Annotated in this window: 12 protein-coding genes; 10 read left to right on the top strand and 2 right to left on the bottom strand. The window is 39.1% G+C overall.

All coding sequences use genetic code 11. The features are described 5' to 3' along the window. The first annotated feature begins 7 nt into the window (after positions 1-7). Both EL079_RS05195 and ileS read left to right on the top strand, forming a co-directional pair. A complete protein-coding gene (locus tag EL079_RS05195) occupies positions 8-793 on the top strand; it encodes a DivIVA domain-containing protein (protein ID WP_003025689.1) in 786 nt (261 codons plus the stop codon). Positions 794-1,055: 262 nt separating this feature from the next. Then, complete coding sequence (ileS, locus tag EL079_RS05190; RefSeq protein ID WP_003032359.1) at positions 1,056-3,848, top strand: isoleucine--tRNA ligase; 2,793 nt, start codon at positions 1,056-1,058, stop codon at positions 3,846-3,848. A 235-nt stretch (positions 3,849-4,083) separates the two neighbouring features. Here the strand turns inward: ileS and EL079_RS05180 are convergent, their stop codons facing one another. After that, positions 4,084-4,497 (bottom strand): MarR family winged helix-turn-helix transcriptional regulator, encoded by a 414-nt coding sequence (locus tag EL079_RS05180; protein WP_003028354.1) that lies wholly within the window; start codon positions 4,495-4,497, stop codon positions 4,084-4,086. Positions 4,498-4,560: 63 nt separating this feature from the next. Here EL079_RS05180 and EL079_RS05175 point away from each other — a divergent pair, with 63 nt between their 5' ends. From EL079_RS05175 to EL079_RS05160, 4 genes are all read left to right on the top strand, one after another. Next, positions 4,561-4,998, top strand: a complete 438-nt coding sequence (locus EL079_RS05175) for a GNAT family N-acetyltransferase (RefSeq protein WP_003032395.1) — start codon at positions 4,561-4,563, stop codon at positions 4,996-4,998. Between the two features lie 124 nt (positions 4,999-5,122). Then, positions 5,123-6,247, top strand: a complete 1,125-nt coding sequence (locus EL079_RS05170; protein WP_003032350.1) for an AI-2E family transporter — start codon at positions 5,123-5,125, stop codon at positions 6,245-6,247. 221 nt (positions 6,248-6,468) lie between these two features. Continuing rightward, entirely contained in the window at positions 6,469-8,115 is a 1,647-nt protein-coding gene (locus tag EL079_RS05165; protein WP_003032348.1) for a phosphoenolpyruvate carboxykinase (ATP), read from the top strand. A 113-nt stretch (positions 8,116-8,228) separates the two neighbouring features. After that, positions 8,229-9,569, top strand: coding sequence for a hemolysin family protein (locus tag EL079_RS05160; RefSeq protein WP_003032360.1), 1,341 nt, complete (start codon positions 8,229-8,231; stop codon positions 9,567-9,569). Positions 9,570-9,721: 152 nt separating this feature from the next. Here the strand turns inward: EL079_RS05160 and treR are convergent, their stop codons facing one another. Further along, positions 9,722-10,432 (bottom strand): trehalose operon repressor, encoded by a 711-nt coding sequence (gene treR / locus EL079_RS05155; protein ID WP_018543649.1) that lies wholly within the window; start codon positions 10,430-10,432, stop codon positions 9,722-9,724. Between the two features lie 178 nt (positions 10,433-10,610). Here treR and treP point away from each other — a divergent pair, with 178 nt between their 5' ends. The 4 genes from treP to pflA all read left to right on the top strand — a co-directional run bounded on the left by treP (position 10,611) and on the right by pflA (position 17,798). Further along, on the top strand, positions 10,611-12,623 hold the full coding sequence (gene treP, locus EL079_RS05150) for a PTS system trehalose-specific EIIBC component (RefSeq protein ID WP_003025673.1): 2,013 nt from the start codon (positions 10,611-10,613) through the stop codon (positions 12,621-12,623). A gap of 209 nt (positions 12,624-12,832) precedes the next feature. Continuing rightward, positions 12,833-14,464 carry an alpha,alpha-phosphotrehalase gene (treC, locus tag EL079_RS05145; protein ID WP_003032374.1) on the top strand — a complete coding sequence of 544 codons (1,632 nt, stop codon included), beginning with the start codon at positions 12,833-12,835 and terminating at the stop codon, positions 14,462-14,464. 159 nt (positions 14,465-14,623) lie between these two features. Continuing rightward, positions 14,624-16,834, top strand: a complete 2,211-nt coding sequence (locus EL079_RS05140) for an endonuclease/exonuclease/phosphatase family protein (protein ID WP_003032347.1) — start codon at positions 14,624-14,626, stop codon at positions 16,832-16,834. 166 nt (positions 16,835-17,000) lie between these two features. Beyond that, positions 17,001-17,798 carry a pyruvate formate-lyase-activating protein gene (gene pflA / locus EL079_RS05135; RefSeq protein WP_003032403.1) on the top strand — a complete coding sequence of 266 codons (798 nt, stop codon included), beginning with the start codon at positions 17,001-17,003 and terminating at the stop codon, positions 17,796-17,798. The last annotated feature ends 29 nt before the right edge of the window (positions 17,799-17,827 follow it).

Genomic DNA, 17,827 nt, shown 5'->3' with positions numbered 1-17,827 from the left:
AGAAAATATGGCTATTACATCGTTAGAAATTAAAGATAAAGCTTTTGCTCACAAATTTAGAGGATATGATGTTGATGAAGTAGATGAATTTCTTGATATCATTGTCCAAGATTACGAAGATTTAGTTCGTGTCAATCATGAGCAAGAGTCAAAAATTAAAAATCTGGAAGAACGTTTGACCTATTTTGACGAGATGAAGGATTCCCTTAGCCAGTCTGTATTGATTGCACAAGATACGGCAGAACGTGTAAAACAAGCGGCAAATGACCGTTCTGAAAACATTGTTCATAAGGCTGAGCAAGAAGCCCAACATTTGTTGGATGAGGCAAAATACAAGGCTAATGAAATTCTTCGTCAAGCGACTGATAATGCTAAGAAAGTGGCTGTTGAAACAGAAGAGTTGAAAAATAAAACGCGTGTTTTCCACCAACGTTTAAAATCAACCATTGAAAGTCAATTAAGCATTGTGAATTCTTCAGAATGGGAAGATATTCTTCGCCCAACAGCTACTTACTTGCAGACTAGTGATGAAGCCTTTAAAGAAGTTGTTCAGTCTGCTTTGGGTGAAGTCGTAACGACTCCAGAAGAAGATGAAGTGGATGTGACGCGTCAGTTCTCTCCAGAGGAAATGGAAGAATTACAAAGACGCATTGAAGAAGCAAATCGTGAATTAGCCGAAACACAAGCGTTTGAAACATTAGATGAGTCTGTCTTAGGATTAAATCTGACAAATGCTGAGACTTCAACAGATAACTCAGAAGCTACTTCAACAGAATCTGTAGATATTTTATAAGAGAATGTAAAAACAAGATGCTAACAAAATATTCGCAGCGAGCAGGTGACGGTGAGAGACCTGTAATTCCTTTTGTTAGGATTATCATTTTGCAAACTTAAATCTGAAAACAGTAAGATTTAACGCTTAACTCACGTTACGAGTAAGAGGGATAGGAATCTTATTCTTGTCTAAATGAAGGTGGTACCACGAATTTTCGTCCTTTGGATGAATTTGTGGTTTTTTTATTTTAATTTGTTACTAATATGAAAAAGGAGAACTTATGAAATTAAAAGAAACTCTTAATCTTGGAAAAACAGCTTTTCCAATGCGTGCTGGTTTGCCGAATAAAGAACCTCTTTGGCAAAAAGAATGGGAAGATGCAAAATTGTATCAACGCCGTCAAGAATTGAATGAAGGAAAACCGCACTTCACACTTCACGACGGGCCTCCGTATGCTAATGGAAATATTCATGTTGGGCATGCCATGAATAAGATTTCAAAAGATATTATTGTGCGTTCAAAATCGATGTCTGGCTACTATGCACCTTACATTCCAGGTTGGGATACTCATGGTCTTCCAATTGAGCAAGTCCTAGCGAAGCAAGGTGTGAAACGCAAAGAAATGGATTTGGCAGAGTATTTAAAACTTTGTCGAGATTACGCACTCAGCCAAGTAGACAAGCAACGGAAAGATTTCAAACGCTTAGGTGTTTCTGGTGATTGGGAGCATCCGTATGTGACGTTGACTCCGGATTATGAAGCTGCTCAAATTCGCGTATTTGGAGAAATGGCGAAAAAGGGGTATATCTACCGCGGTGCGAAGCCTGTTTATTGGTCATGGTCATCTGAATCAGCTCTTGCAGAGGCAGAAATTGAGTATCATGATTTGGTTTCAACCTCTCTTTACTATGCAAATAAGGTAAAAGACGGCAAAAATGTGCTAGATACAGATACTTATATTGTAGTTTGGACGACAACACCATTTACTATTACGGCTTCTCGCGGTTTGACAGTAGGTGCGGACTTTGATTATGTTGTGGTAAAACCAGCTGGGGAAAGCCGTAAATTTGTCGTTGCTGCTGACTTGCTCAATAGCTTGTCTGAAAAATTTGGCTGGGAAGATGTGGAGGTCTTGGCAACTCATCGCGGTGCTGAACTGAACCATATCGTGACAGAGCACCCGTGGGATGAGGAAGTGGATGAATTGGTGATTCTTGGTGACCACGTTACACTAGATTCAGGTACAGGGATTGTCCATACAGCTCCTGGTTTTGGTGAGGACGACTACAATGTTGGGATTGCAAATGGCTTAGAAGTAGCCGTTACAGTTAATGAACGTGGTATCATGATGGAAAATGCTGGTTCAGATTTTGCAGGGCAATTTTATGACAAGGTAGTTCCTACAGTAATTGAAAAGTTAGGTCAACTTCTCCTTGCGCAAGAAGAAATTTCTCACTCCTACCCATTTGACTGGCGGACGAAAAAGCCAATAATTTGGCGTGCAGTACCGCAATGGTTTGCTTCAGTTTCAAAATTCCGTCAAGAAATTTTGAACGAAATTGAAAAAGTGAAGTTCCATTCGGAATGGGGCAAGGTTCGTCTTTACAATATGATTCGTGACCGTGGAGATTGGGTCATTTCACGTCAGCGGGCTTGGGGAGTGCCACTCCCAATCTTCTATGCGGAGGACGGCACAGCGATTATGACTGAGAAAACAATTGAGCATGTGGCTGAGCTCTTTGCGGAACATGGCTCTATCATTTGGTGGCAACGAGAAGCGAAAGATTTGCTTCCAGAAGGATTTACTCATCCAGGGTCACCAAATGGTACATTCACTAAAGAAACGGACATCATGGACGTGTGGTTTGATTCAGGTTCTTCTTGGAATGGTGTGGTGGTCAATCGTCCTGAATTGACTTATCCTGCTGACCTTTATCTTGAAGGGTCAGACCAGTATCGTGGTTGGTTCAACTCATCGCTTATCACATCGGTTGCCAACCATGGTGTAGCTCCTTATAAACAAATTCTTTCACAAGGGTTTGCTTTGGACGGTAAAGGCGAGAAAATGTCGAAGTCTCTTGGCAACACGATTGCTCCAAGTGATGTTGAAAAACAATTTGGTGCGGAAATCTTGCGGCTTTGGGTAACGAGTGTGGATTCTAGCAACGATGTGCGTATCTCTATGGATATTCTTGGTCAAGTATCTGAAACCTACCGAAAAATCCGTAACACCCTGCGTTTCTTGATTGCTAATACTTCTGATTTTAATCCGAAAGAAGACGCTGTTGCTTATGATGACCTTCGCTCTGTTGATAAGTACATGACTGTTCGCTTTAACCAACTTGTTAAGACGATTCGTGAGGCTTATGCCAACTTTGAATTTTTAGATATTTATAAAGCGATTGTAAACTTTGTGACAGTTGATTTATCAGCTTTCTATCTTGATTTTGCAAAAGATGTTGTCTATATTGAAGCAGCTAAATCATTGGAACGCCGTCAAATGCAGACCGTCTTTTACGATATTTTAGTAAAAATTACAAAATTGTTGACCCCAATTCTTCCACATACAGCAGAAGAAATCTGGTCTTACTTAGAACATGAGCCAGAAGAATTTGTTCAATTAGCAGAATTGCCAGATGCGCTAACTTTCCCTAATGAGGAAGAATTATTGGATACTTGGACAAGCTTTATGCACTTCCGCAGTCAAGCTCAGAAAGCTTTGGAAGAAGCACGTAATGAAAAGGTTATTGGAAAATCTTTGGAAGCTCATTTAACGATTTATCCAAATGAAGTAGTGAGAACATTGCTTGAAGCGGTTAATAGCGACGTTGCGCAACTTCTCATTGTTTCTAAATTAACAATCGCAGACGGGGAAGCTCCTGAAAATGCTATTGCTTTCGAGGATGTAGCTTTTACAGTTGAGCATGCAGAGGGACAAGTTTGTGAACGTTGCCGTCGGGTAGATGAAACAGTCAAAGAACGTAGCTATCATGCAATTGTTTGTGACCACTGTGCAGAAATCGTTGAAGAACATTTTGCGCAAGGAGTTGCAGAAGGATTTGAAACAAAATAATCAAAAGGGAGTGGGACAAAAATCGGTAATTTCGAAGAAATTTGATTTTGTTGTCCCACCCCCACACAGTTGAGTAGGGCTGTAAAGGGTGATTTATCAACCGCATAGAACCCACTCAACCACTGCGACTTGCAAGAAACTCATAAAAATTTGACGAGGTTAAGGACTTTTGGTCCAGCCTCGTCATTTTTTAATTTTAAAGTTGCAAATGCAACTAATGTATGTTATACTGATTTCATTGAGAATTTTCTATTTTATTGAGGATGGCTTCTAATTGAAAGAGTTCAGAGGAAGTCAAATCTTTCATGACAGTCTGAATATAGGTCGTTTCAAATCCAATCAATCGGTCGTAGATTTGCAAAGCCTTCGTTGTAGGGAAAAGCTCTTTAAATTTCTTATTTTGAGAGTTGACTTTCTTTGTGATAAATCCTTTTTCCTCTAGTTTTCTAAGGGAGCGACTAAGTGTTGTTTTATCAATTTTTACCATATGAGAAAGTTGAGATTGATTCAGTCCTTCATGCTCAACAATGCGAATAAGGATAAGAAAAAGATTATTATCTAGGTTGTATTGGCTGGCTTCATGATTCATATTCATCATGGCTTGGCGAGAAATTATGCCCATTTGACGAAAGAGATGACGATAATCCATAAAAGGCTCCTTTTATAGTTGCATTTACAATTATTATATAATAAAGAAGAAGGGAAAACAAGTATGTGGTATAAAAAGACATTTGAGGAATTAACCACCTTAGAATTTTATAAATGCTTGAAATTACGTTTGGAAACATTTGTCGTAGAGCAAAATAGTGTTTATAATGATTTGGACGAGCACGATTTAGAAGCAATCCATATTTTTCATGAAAATGAAGCCGGCGAGGTAGACGCTTATGCGAGAGTATTTGAAACGGGTACTACTATTCATTTTGGACGTGTCGTAACAGCGGCTTCTACTCGCGATCAAGGGCTTGGTCGTAAGTTGGTCCAAGCTATTATGGAGACTTGTGCTGAAAAATGGCCTGAAAAAGAGATTCACATAGAGGCGCAAGAGCAGGTGGTGGGCTTGTATGAGAAATTTGGATTTGAAGCTGTTAGTGAACCCTTCATCTTAGAATCACGAGTACATGTGAAAATGGTTTACAAACGAAAATAAATGGAAAAATAAGTTTTGATAGTGGGAAACGAAAGAGTCTGTTCCTAAAATAATTTAAGACATTTTAAGAAAAGCACTCTATTTTAGTGGAAAATATGATAGAATAGCTGTTAGGAGGAACTGTATGTTTCATAAAAGTAAGTTATTTTTTTGGACCACCGAAGTCTTACTACTGACAATTATCTTTTTTATCTGGCGACAAATGGAAGGTCTGATTTCCCCCTTTGTGAGTGTTTTAAATACGGTTTTAATTCCTTTTCTTATCGCAGGCTTTTTATATTATGTAACCAATCCATTGGTGAAATTTTTGGAGAAAGAACTGAAAGTTAAGCGGATTTTTGGTGTTTTAATTACCTTGGTGCTTTTGTTTGGGCTTATTACCTTGGGTATCATTTATCTCTTGCCTATTTTAATTACGCAGTTGACCAGTTTGATTTCTTCTAGTCAAAATGTTTATGGAGAATTGCAAAATTGGATTAACCAGCTATCGCAGCACTCTCTCTTTAAAAATCTGAATATCCAGTCTATTATTAAGCAGTTAAATTTGTCTTATGTGGATATTTTGCAAAATATTTTAAATAGTGTCACCAATAGTCTGGGGAGTGTCGTTTCAGCAGTAGTGAATACATTTTTGATTCTCATCATGACGCCGATCTTTTTGGTCTATTTCTTAATTGACGGGGATAAATTACTGCCAATGTTGGAACGAACTGTTTTGAAACGGGATAAGCTCAACATCACGAAATTATTGACCAATCTTAATGCAACGATTGCTCGGTATATTAGTGGGATTTCGATTGATGCGTTTATTATTGGAACGTTGGCTTTCATTGGCTATAGTGTTATTGGTCTGAAATATGCTTTGATATTTGCTATTTTTTCTATGATTGCTAATCTTATTCCTTATGTGGGTCCAAGCATTGGGTTGATTCCGATGATTATCACTTATCTGATTGCTGATCCGAAAAAAATGGTGATTGCAGTTATATATATGTTAATTGTGCAGCAAATTGACGGAAATATTCTCTATCCACGGATTGTAGGCGGCGTGATGAAGGTGCATCCAATTACCATTATGGTTCTCTTGCTTTTGTCAAGTAATATTTATGGGATTGTTGGGATGATTGTAGCGATTCCGATTTATTCTATTTTGAAAGAAATTACAAAATTCCTAGCGAATTTATATGATAATCATCGAGCTGCACAGGAGCAAAAGAAAAATGAGGAGTACGGAATTATTAATAAATAAGAATGGGATGATGAATAAATTCAAAATCTGAAAGATGAATAGACATTCAGAAGGACTGTGTCTTAATGTTTTAGAATGATGAATATAGGGAAGTGGAAGCAAACTAAATGCAACAAAAATTTAGTTTGGAATTCCACTCCTTTTTTTCTAATACGTTTTATTAAAACCATAAGTGTATTTTTATGCTAAAATAGAACTAATAAGATAGAGGAGGTACACTTATGGTAACACGTCGTAAATATTCTCCGCAGGAAATAAGAAAAAATTCTTCTTATTTCTCTCCTTTGAAGGCAATAATTGAAACAGCTTTTTATGAAAATCAAGTTGTTGCAATAAAAACAGTGGAAGAAGCTTATCAATTGGCTTCCGCAGCTGCTGGGACAGTTGTCTTAGATATGCCTGTCATTCATACAAAGGAATTGGGCTTGCCTTCTTATGCCCGCGTTTTATTAACGAATTCTGGAGCAGTCGTTGGTCGAACGGCTAAAGCTCGACGGATTTTTGGTAGGGACAGTGAGGAAGATGAGAAGTTGCTTTCGATAGTACGCAGTGCAATTTATCAGGCTCATCATCGAAAATTTTATAAGGCAGATGCAGTTGTAGGACTTGATGAAGCCTTCATGGCTTGTGCTCATCTTATGGTTCCTGAGGATGAAATTAACAACCTGTATTCGTGGCTTTTAAATTTCCAAATTTTGGATGAAGAGTTTAAAAATCGTTTGAGAGTTTCTAAAAAGTACGATGAAAATGATATATTTGTCTTTTTTGACCCCAAATGGAAGCATCCAGATTATCCTGAAGGGTTGGTTTATTTTGATACTCAGCACAATTGTGTCATTATTTTGGGCTTAAATTACTTTGGTGAGTTAAAAAAAGCAACCTTAACCTTAGCTTGGGCAACAGCTGCCAGAAATGGTTATGTGGCGTGTCATGGCGGCTTGAAAATTTTTAAACAAGAAGCGGATAAACAAGATTATGTAGCTTCTTTCTTTGGTTTATCTGGCTCAGGAAAATCCACGCTGACACATGCAAAACATAATGGAAAATATGATATTAAGGTTTTGCATGATGATGCCTTTATTATTTCTGTCAAAGATGGGTCTTCCATTGCTTTGGAACCGTCCTATTTTGATAAAACAAATGACTATCCCATTGGGCATAGGGAGCAGGACTTTTTTGTAACAGTTCAGAATTGTGGTGTGACACTGGATGACAATGGATTAAAAAAATTAGTGACAGAGGACATTCGAAATGGAAATGGTCGGACAGTCAAGTCTCGCTTTGCAACACCAAATCGGGTCGATCGAATTGATGAACCTATCCAAGCCATTTTCTGGATTATGAAAGATGATTCTCTTCCACCCTTGGTTAAAATTAACGATTCGCTGATGGCTTCTACGATGGGCTGTACTTTGATGACCAAGCGTTCCAATGCTGAAAATGTGATTGGCAAGCATGATGATTTGGTGATTGAACCTTATGCCAATCCATTTAGAGTGTATCCCTTGGTGGAAGATTATCGGAAATTCCGTAGTCTCTTTGAATCTGGTGTCGACTGCTATATCATCAATACTGGATTTTATATGGGCAAGGGAATTTCAAAAGAAGTTAGCTTGAATATTATTGAAAAAATTGTTGATGAAGAAGCAGAATTTAAACCATTTGGGCCATTGGAGGGTTTTGAATACATGGAATGCGAAGGGTATCCGATTCCGAATTTTGATGCTCGCTACAAACAATTACTTAGAGAAAGAATGCAGGTACGGTTAAATTTCTTGCTTGCTTTCAACCAAAAATACCCGAAAACGGCGCTTCCTGTTGATGCAATCTCACGCCTGGAAACCGTTTTGCAAAATTTAGAATCTTAATAAATAATTTTCTTTGTAATTTCCTTCCAAATTTTTCTTTTTAATACTCCCTGTGCAAGAAGTCAAAAAGTATGCTATAATTAAGATTACTTATATATGAGGAGAGAACATTCATGGAAGACCCTAGCAGTCAGACCTTGTTACTGCAAGCTTTACTATTATTGGTTTTAACACTATTAAACGCCTTTTTTTCAGCAGCTGAGATGGCGATGGTATCCTTAAACCGTGCTCGTGTGGAACAAAAGGCTGAAGAAGGCGATGCAAAATATATTCGCTTATTGAAAGTCTTGGAAAAACCTAATCATTTTTTATCCACCATTCAAGTTGGAATTACTTTGATTACAATTTTATCAGGAGCTAGTTTGGCTAATACACTCGGTCGGGAAATTGCTTCTTGGATGGGAAATTCTGAGACAGCAAGAGCGATTGCAAGCTTCTTATCTGTTGCTATTTTGACTTATGTTTCTATTGTTTTTGGGGAATTATATCCAAAGAGAATTGCTTTGAATCTCAAAGATGCTCTAGCAGTTCGTACAGCACCAGTTATCATTTTCTTAGGGAAAATTGTTGGTCCCTTTGTTTGGCTTTTATCAGCCTCCACTAATCTGCTTAGTCGGATAACGCCGATGACCTTTGATGATGCTGATGAGAAAATGACTCGTGATGAGATTGAATATATGCTAACGAATAGTGAAGAAACCCTGGATGCTGATGAGATTGAAATGTTACAAGGAATTTTTTCACTAGATGAGATGATGGCGCGTGAAGTGATGGTTCCTCGTACCGATGCTTTTATGGTGGACATCAATGATGATACCAAGGAAATTATCGAAAGTATTTTGAGGCAGAATTTCTCACGAATCCCAGTCTATGATGATGACAAGGATAATGTTATTGGACTTATTCACACCAAACGTCTGTTAAATGAGGCGTTTACTAATGGTTTTGATAATATTGTACTACGAAAAATTTTGCAGGAACCGCTCTTTGTGCCAGAAACGATTTTCGTGGATGATTTGCTGACAGAGTTGCGGAATACGCAAAATCAAATGGCGATATTGTTAGATGAATATGGTGGTATGTCTGGTCTGGTAACGTTGGAAGACCTACTGGAAGAAATTGTCGGTGAGATAGATGATGAAACAGATAAGGCTGAAGTAGAGGTGTATCAGGTTTCTGACCATATTTATTTCGTCCTTGGAACCATGAGTTTGAATGACTTTAACGAGTATTTTGAAGTTGAACTGGAAAGTGATGACGTTGATACCATTGCGGGTTATTATTTGACGGGCGTAGGTTCGATACCCGACGTGAAAGAGCGTTTGAGTTATGAAGTGGAAAGTCAGGGCAAAAAGCTCATTTTAACCAATGATAAGGTAAAAAATGGACGTGTGACAAAGCTCAAAGTAGAAGTTTCTGAAATAGTAGAAGAAGAGGAAGAAGTTGAGAAATAGTCTCAGCTTCTTTCGTTTTTCAAAAATTGATAAGTTTACTTTACTTTTTATAAATATGTGAATGACATTAAAAATAAAGGAAGCAGATTGATGACAACGACATTCTTCCTTTATTTTTAATATTGAAGAGTGAATTTTGTGAAGGGTCATGATCATTTTTGCCGTTTGGAGAAGTCAACGAAACGGAATTTTTCGAGTTTATGACGACTATCTGTAAACTGAAATTGCTGTCCGTCTGCAAGATAGACTTTTGATTTGACAGAGACGACATGGTGGTCATTTCCAATGTTCATCAATATTTTATCGCGATTAGTGGCTGGATCAATTGTGATTTCTTTTTGGGCGTAAGAAATGTGTAGTCCCAGTTCATCTTCTAAATAAGCATAAATTGAATGCTCTGCAATTTCACGGCTAATAGAAGGGACAAAACTCTTATCAAGGTAATCAATATCCAAGACGGAGGCAATCCCGTCAACGACCCTTTGGCGAATAATCCGCCACACCAGACGGTATTCAGGAAAACCAGTAAGACTGGATAATTTTTTATCAACTGTAATTTTTTCTAACTGTATGACATTGGTTTTAGAATTCATTCCATGTTGCCGGACAAGTTCTTGGTAACTAGTTAGGTTGGAAACGGGAAAGTCAATCTGTTCTTGTTGGATGACTTTAGAGCCTTGACCTCTCATTTTTTGAATGAGACCAGCTTTTTGAAGCAAATCAAGCGATTTACGAATCGTGTCACGGCTGACCTTGTAGGTCTGGACAAGTTCGTGTTCGCTAGGAAGATAATTATTTATCTGATATTTCTCGTTTAGAATATCTTGTTCTAAGAGTTTAAAAATTTGTTCATATTTTTTCATGATATCCTCACTTGTTTTCTTTTTAGCATACAACTAAATAAATTTTACCAAAAAAGAGCCTTTTTTACTACAAACATCTTGCAGGCATCTTTGGTATCGTTTACAATAAATGTATCAATCAATTGTACAATGATGAAAAAAGAAGGAGAGTGTTAGGTTAAGCCTAGCCAAACAGAAAATGGGAAAATTTGAAAAAGACGCCAAGACCCTATTAGAGGCTATCGGCGGCAAGGAAAATGTCTCAGCTGTCAGCCATTGTGCAACTCGGATGCGCTTTGTATTGGCAGATGAAAAGAAGGCAGACGTAAAAGCAATTGAAGCCATTCCAGCTGTAAAGGGAACTTTTACAAATGCAGGGCAGTTTCAAGTCATTATCGGAAATGATGTGCCGATTTTCTACAATGATTTTACAGCTGTTTCAGGGATTGAAGGAGTATCAAAAGAAGCAGCTAAAGCCGCTGCCAAAAGCAATCAGAATCCAGTACAACGTGTCATGACAATGCTGGCGGAAATTTTCACTCCAATTATTCCAGCCATTATCGTTGGGGGGCTGATTCTCGGTTTCCGCAATATTCTGGAAGGTGTACAGATTCAGGCACTCGGTCAAAAAATGGTTGACGGTGTTGCTCAGTTTGCTAAAGACGGTACTCCGATTTACAATACGATTGTGGATGTATCACAGTTCTGGAGCGGAGTAAACTCATTCTTGTGGCTGCCGGGTGAAGCGATTTTCCACTTCTTGCCAGTTGGTATTGTCTGGTCTGTTTCTCGTAAAATGGGAACCAGCCAAATCCTCGGTATCGTTTTGGGAATCTGTCTGGTGTCTCCTCAGTTACTTAACGCTTATGCAGTAGCTGGTACGCCAGCTTCAGAAATTGCTAAAAACTGGGTATGGGATTTTGGTTTCTTCACAGTTAGAAAAATTGGATACCAAGCACAAGTTATTCCAGCTCTGCTTGCAGGATTGTCGCTATCTTATCTTGAAATCTTCTGGCGCAAACGCATTCCAGAAGTTGTGTCCATGATTTTTGTGCCATTCTTATCCTTGATTCCAGCTTTGATTCTAGCGCATACAGTCCTTGGTCCAATTGGTTGGACACTTGGACAATGGCTGTCAACAGCGGTGCTTGCTGGTCTGACTGGTCCTGTTAAATGGCTCTTTGGTGCGATATTTGGTGCCCTCTATGCTCCGTTTGTTATCACTGGTCTGCACCACATGACCAATGCCATTGATACACAGCTGGTTGCAGATACAGGCGGTACGGCGCTATGGCCAATGATTGCCTTGTCCAATATCGCTCAAGGTTCAGCTGTATTTGCTTACTATCTGATGAACCGTCATAATGAACGTGAAGCACAGATTTCTCTGCCAGCAACGATTTCTGCTTATCTAGGTGTTACAGAACCAGCCCTTTTCGGGGTCAACGTGAAGTACGTCTACCCATTTGTGGCAGGGATGATTGGTTCTTCTATCGCAGGTCTCTTATCCGTAACCTTTAACGTAACAGCCAATGCTATCGGAATCGGTGGAATTCCAGGTATCTTATCTATCCAAGCTAAATACATGCTTCCATTCTTCCTTATTATGTTAGTAGCTATTGCAGTACCGATGATTTTGACTTTCTTCTTCCGCAAGACAGGCATGTTTACAAAGACAGAAGATGAAAGTGTCAAATCACCGCAAATTGAAGCCATTGACGAAGCAAAAGAAGCCGCTCCAAAAGTAGATTTTGCAGAAATTGCTAGCCCACTGGCTGGGGAAGTCAAAGAATTAAGCCAAGCAACCGACCCTGTCTTTGCTCAAGGCGTGATGGGACAAGGAGTTGTCATCCTTCCAAGTGAGGGAGAACTGGTGGCCCCTGTGAACGGGACGGTATCAGTGCTTTTCCCAACCAATCATGCTGTTGGAATCGTGTCAGATGAAGGTGTCGAATTACTCATGCATATCGGTATGGACACAGTTAATCTCGACGGCAAAGGTTTTGAAGCTCATGTGGCTCAAGGAGACAGAGTGAGCGTAGGTCAGAAACTGGTTAGTTTTGATATAGCAGCTATTCAGGAAGCTGGCTTAGTGACTGAAACACCTGTGATTATCACAAATCAAGAGCAATTTCAGGCTGATGAACAGAGAACATTACCGCGGACTGTCGAACGTGGAGATAAGCTGATGACAGCTACTCGAATCGGGTAAAATGTTTGATACGATCTATGGTGAGCAGGATTTTATCTAACGAATGGACAAATTTATCTCAGTAATACATTTGTCTCACTGCTGGAAATCCAAGCAGCAATCTCTTAACGAGAGGTACAAAGGCTCGTAGCAAAGAATAAAAGTAACAACGATAAAGGGGAGGAGCGCAAGCCCCACCTCTTTCTTTTAGAAATAGAAAAGGAAGACAAATGGCATTAGATAAGACAAAAGTCGTCTATCAAATTTATCCAAAATCATTTAAAGATACGACCGGCAATGGGATAGGAGATTTTCAAGGTATTATTGAGAAAATTCTTTACCTCAAAGAATTAGGAGTGGATATGGTCTGGCTCAATCCTTTCTATTCCAGCCCGCAGCGTGATAATGGTTATGATATTTCAGACTACACGGCTGTCAACCCTCTTTTTGGGACGATGTCTGACTTTGAAGAGATGGTCCAAGTTGGGAAAGAATACGGCATTGACTTCATGCTGGATATGGTCTTAAATCATTGCTCGACCGAGCATGAATGGTTTCAAAAAGCTTTAGCTGGTGATCCGTACTATCAAGATTTTTTCTTTCTGCGCGATGAGCCAACAGACTGGCTGTCTAAGTTTGGCGGCAGCGCCTGGGCGTCTTTTGGAACAACGGGCAAGTATTACCTGCACCTCTTTGATGTGACGCAGGCTGATCTCAACTGGCGCAATCCTCATGTCCGCAAAGAACTTTTCAAAGTTGTCAATTTTTGGCGGAACAAGGGTGTCAAAGGTTTTCGCTTTGATGTCATCAATCTGATTGGAAAAGATGAGGTGTTGGAAAACTGTCCGGAAAATGATGGTAAGCCTGCCTATACGGACAAGCCCATTGTACATGACTACCTGCACATGCTGAATGAAGCGACTTTCGGACAGGCTGACTCATTTATAACTGTCGGAGAAATGAGTGCGACTACTATTGAAAACTGCATTCTCTATACAGATCCGGCACGTCACGAATTGTCCATGGCTTTCAATTTCCATCATTTAAAGGTGGATTATGAAAATGGTCAAAAATGGAGCTTGAAAAAATTTGATTTCGAGAAGCTCAAGCGTCTTTTCCATACGTGGGGCAAGGAAATGAGTGACCATGATGGCTGGAGTGCTCTATTTTGGAACAACCACGACCAGCCACGTGCCTTAAATCGTTTTGTTGATATTCAGCATTTCCGTAATGAAGGAGCAACTATGCTTGCGGCCAGTATTCATCTGTCTCGCGGAACGCCGTATATCTATATGGGAGAAGAAATCGGCATGGTGGATCCAGACTATGACTCTATGGCAGATTATGTGGATGTGGAATCCATCAATGCTTATCAGATGCTGCTGGAGCAAGGCAAAACACCAGAAGAAGCTTTTGCAATTATTCAGGCCAAATCTCGCGATAATTCTCGCACTCCCATGCAGTGGGATGATTCAGCAAATGCTGGCTTTACGACAGGCACTCCTTGGCTCAAAGCAGGGAAATCTTATCCTGAAATCAATGTTGAAAATGAGATGCAAGGACCGATTTTTACTTTCTATCAAAAACTGATTGCCCTTCGCAAGGAACTTCCTATCATTGCCGAAGGCAGCTATCAACCAGCTTATGAAGACAGCTCACAGATTTATGCTTTTGAGCGTCAATTAGGTGACGAAAAACTTTTGGTACTCAATAACTTTTATCCAGATCCGATTACGATAGATATTTTACCAGAGTATCAAAATGGCGAAGTGCTCCTTTCCAATTATGAAGAAACTCAAACAGCAGAAGTTGTGACCTTAAGACCTTATGAAAGTTTGGCAATTATTGTAGATAAACGCTAAATATAGCAATACATTGTAAAATCGACTGAATTGTTCAGCCGATTTTTTAAAACCCAAGAGAAAGCGCTTGCATTATCCTTCTGTTTTATTTATAATAATTACGGTAGAAATACATCTCAAGGAAATTTGATTTCCAAATTATGATGTAAAGGAGAATATATGAAAGAAACTTCAAAACAATTGCCTGTATTGTTTGCGACAGCTATTTTGTTAGCTAGTAGCGTTCTAAGTCCTGTTGTTCAGGCAAATGAGGCGAGCTCTTCAAGTTCAGAAACTTCTGTAACAACGACTTCAGAGTCTAGTTCTGTTGCTTCGACAACACAGTCGCAATCATCAGAAACGACTTATGAAAGTTCAGCAAGCAGTACGAGTAGTACGAATGAGCCAAGTAGCACAAGCGAAGAAACACCTAAGACAGAAGCTTCAAGCAGTGAAGCAAGAGCTACTACTTCTGAATTTACCGAGGTAGCCAATATTGGTCAAATTCAAGGCGAAGCACATGAATCGCCTTATAATGGGAAAAAGGTGCGCGTGTCAAATGTAGTCGTCACTAAAACGGATCGATATGGCTTTTATACACAAGACATAAAAGCTGACGGGAACGTAAAGACCTCAGATGCTATTTATGTCGTCTCAAAAGAAAAGGTTGCAGTTGGCGATCAGTTGACGATTGAAGGTCAAATCAAAGAAGGTTATATGGAAGAACTCAGTGTTCGTCCTGGACAAACTTTCCGTAAACCAACTGACAGCTTAACTGTAACACAATTGTTTGCTTCTAAGGTAACGAAAAACGGTACAGCCGCACTACCAGAACCAGTTAATATTTCAGATCGTATGCCAAAAGATATCGTGGATAATACTCCGACTACTTATGATCCAGAACATGATGCATTGGATTATTGGGAAAGTCTGGAGGGTATGTTGACAACAGTGAAAAAACCTCGTGTGCTTGGCCCACAATATCGAGGAGATATTTATCTCTTGCCGAATGGTTATCAAGCGCTGCCGCTCAATAATATCGGTGGTGTCAACCTTCGCCCTAATGTCCAAAATACAGCAACTATCCCCGTTTATGTTGGGAATAAATATATTGCAAAAGCTAAAGATTACTTTAATGAAGATGTTTCTGGTGTTGTAACTTATCGCAGCAAGGTTTATAAGTTGGAGCCAACGAAGTTGCCAGATCTGCAAGATGGCGGTCTACAAAGAGAGGTTTCTAAGATTTATCCAAGTGAAGATAAATTGACGATTGCTTCTTACAATATCGAAAACTTCTCGGCAAACAATGCAACGGGCGAAACACCTGACGCAAAAGTGGAGAAAATTGCCAAATCCTTTATCAATGAAATCCATAGTCCAGATATTATCACACTCATAGAAGTTCAAGATAATAATGGAAGTGTCAATGACGGCACAGTAAGTGGTGTTCAAAGTGGGGAAAAATTAGCTGCTAAGATTAAACAATTAGGTGGCAAAGAGTATAAGTATGTCGAAGTAGCTCCTGTTGATGGTGCAGACGGAGGAAAGCCCGGATCTAATATTCGTGTGGCTTTCTTGTACAATCCTCAACGAGTGAAGATAGTAGAACGTGAAGCAGGAAGTAGCACAGAAGCGGCTGCTTTCAAAGACGGTCATTTGGTGAAAAATCCTGCCAGAATAGACCCAACTAATCCAGTATTTGAAAAAGTTAGAAAATCTTTAGCAGCAGAGTTTGAATTTAAAGGTGAACGGATTGTCGTGATTGCCAATCATTTGAAATCTAAACTCGGTGATGATGCAGTATATGGTTCTAAACAACCAGCAGTACAAAATACATTGGCACAACGGATTGAGCAAGGGAAGTTGTTGAATGCTTTTGTAAAAGAAGGTTTGAAGCAAAATCCAAATTTGAAGTTTGTCTTAACTGGTGACTTTAATGACTTTGAATTTTCAGAAACTGCCAAAGCAGTGGCTGGTAATGAATTAGTCAATATGATGCTGAATCACGACGCAGCAGACCGCTATTCTTATTTTTACCGTGGCAGCAATCAAAGTTTAGACAATATCTTTGTTTCAAAAAATATTGCTGATAAAACAGTGTTCTCACCAGTTCACATTAATGCTTCTTTCATGGAAGAACACGGTCGGGCATCAGACCATGATCCCGTCATTGCACAGCTTGACTTTAGTCAGAAAAAAGATGACACGCCGCCGACTCAACCAACTGAGCCAAAACCTTCTGGTGACAGCACAACTCCACCAAATAGAGATGATAAACCAACTAAAAAGAGAATTTTACCATCTACAGGAACAACAGGTGCTGAAGTAGCTGTTGTAGGGCTTGTCATCCTAAGTGCAACCCTCCTTTGGCGAAAGAAAGTGACGGATTAAAAGGAATAGATGAACGAGAGAGTTTTAAGATTCTCTCGTTTTTTTGAAAAATATTGAAAATGAAACTGAAAAACAGATTATTTTCTAAAAAATAGACAAATTGTCCCTCTATCTAGAAAAGAAGTGTTATAATAGTATTATAAAACGTTTTCAAGAGGATAAGACGATGGAAAAAGAAGTCATTGATTATGGAAAAGTAACAGGTATGGTCCATTCGACTGAAAGTTTTGGAGCTGTTGATGGGCCTGGTATCCGTTTCATTGTCTTTTTGCAGGGTTGTAAAATGCGTTGCCAATATTGCCACAATCCAGATACATGGGCAATGGAAACCAATAATTCAAGAGAGCGAACGGTTGAAGACGTTTTGCAAGAAGCGCTTCGTTATCGTGGCTTTTGGGGTAAAAAAGGTGGGATTACAGTAAGTGGTGGTGAAGCTCTTTTGCAGATTAATTTTGTGATTGCACTTTTTACCAAAGCTAAAGAATTGGGAATTCATTGTACGTTAGATACTTGTGCGATGCCGTTCCGTAATACACCAGAGTATCTCAAAGTTTTTGATCGCCTGCTTGAAGTGACAGATTTAGTGTTGCTGGATATTAAAGAAATCAATGATGCCCAGCATAAATTTGTGACAGGGCACACCAATAAAAATATTTTGGAATGTGCAAAATATCTGTCTGATAAAGGTGTTCCAATGTGGATTCGCCATGTTTTGGTTCCAACGTTAACAGACCGTGATGACGACTTAAAAGAATTAGGTGAGTTTGTTAAAACGTTAAAAACAGTTGATAAATTTGAAGTGCTACCTTATCATACAATGGGAGAATTTAAATGGCGTGAATTGGGCATTCCTTATCCATTAGAAGGTATAAAGCCGCCAACTGCTGATCGAGTAGCAAATGCCAAAGAACTTATGAAAACAGAATCTTATACCGAGTATATGAACCGCATACATAATAGTTAATAAAAGCAGGAAGTGAGATTTTGATCAGC

The organism is Streptococcus anginosus (assembly GCF_900636475.1).
Classification (GTDB): Bacteria; Bacillota; Bacilli; order Lactobacillales; family Streptococcaceae; genus Streptococcus; species Streptococcus anginosus.
Note: the sequence above shows the minus strand (reverse complement) of the source record. Positions and strands in the feature narration are given on the sequence as shown.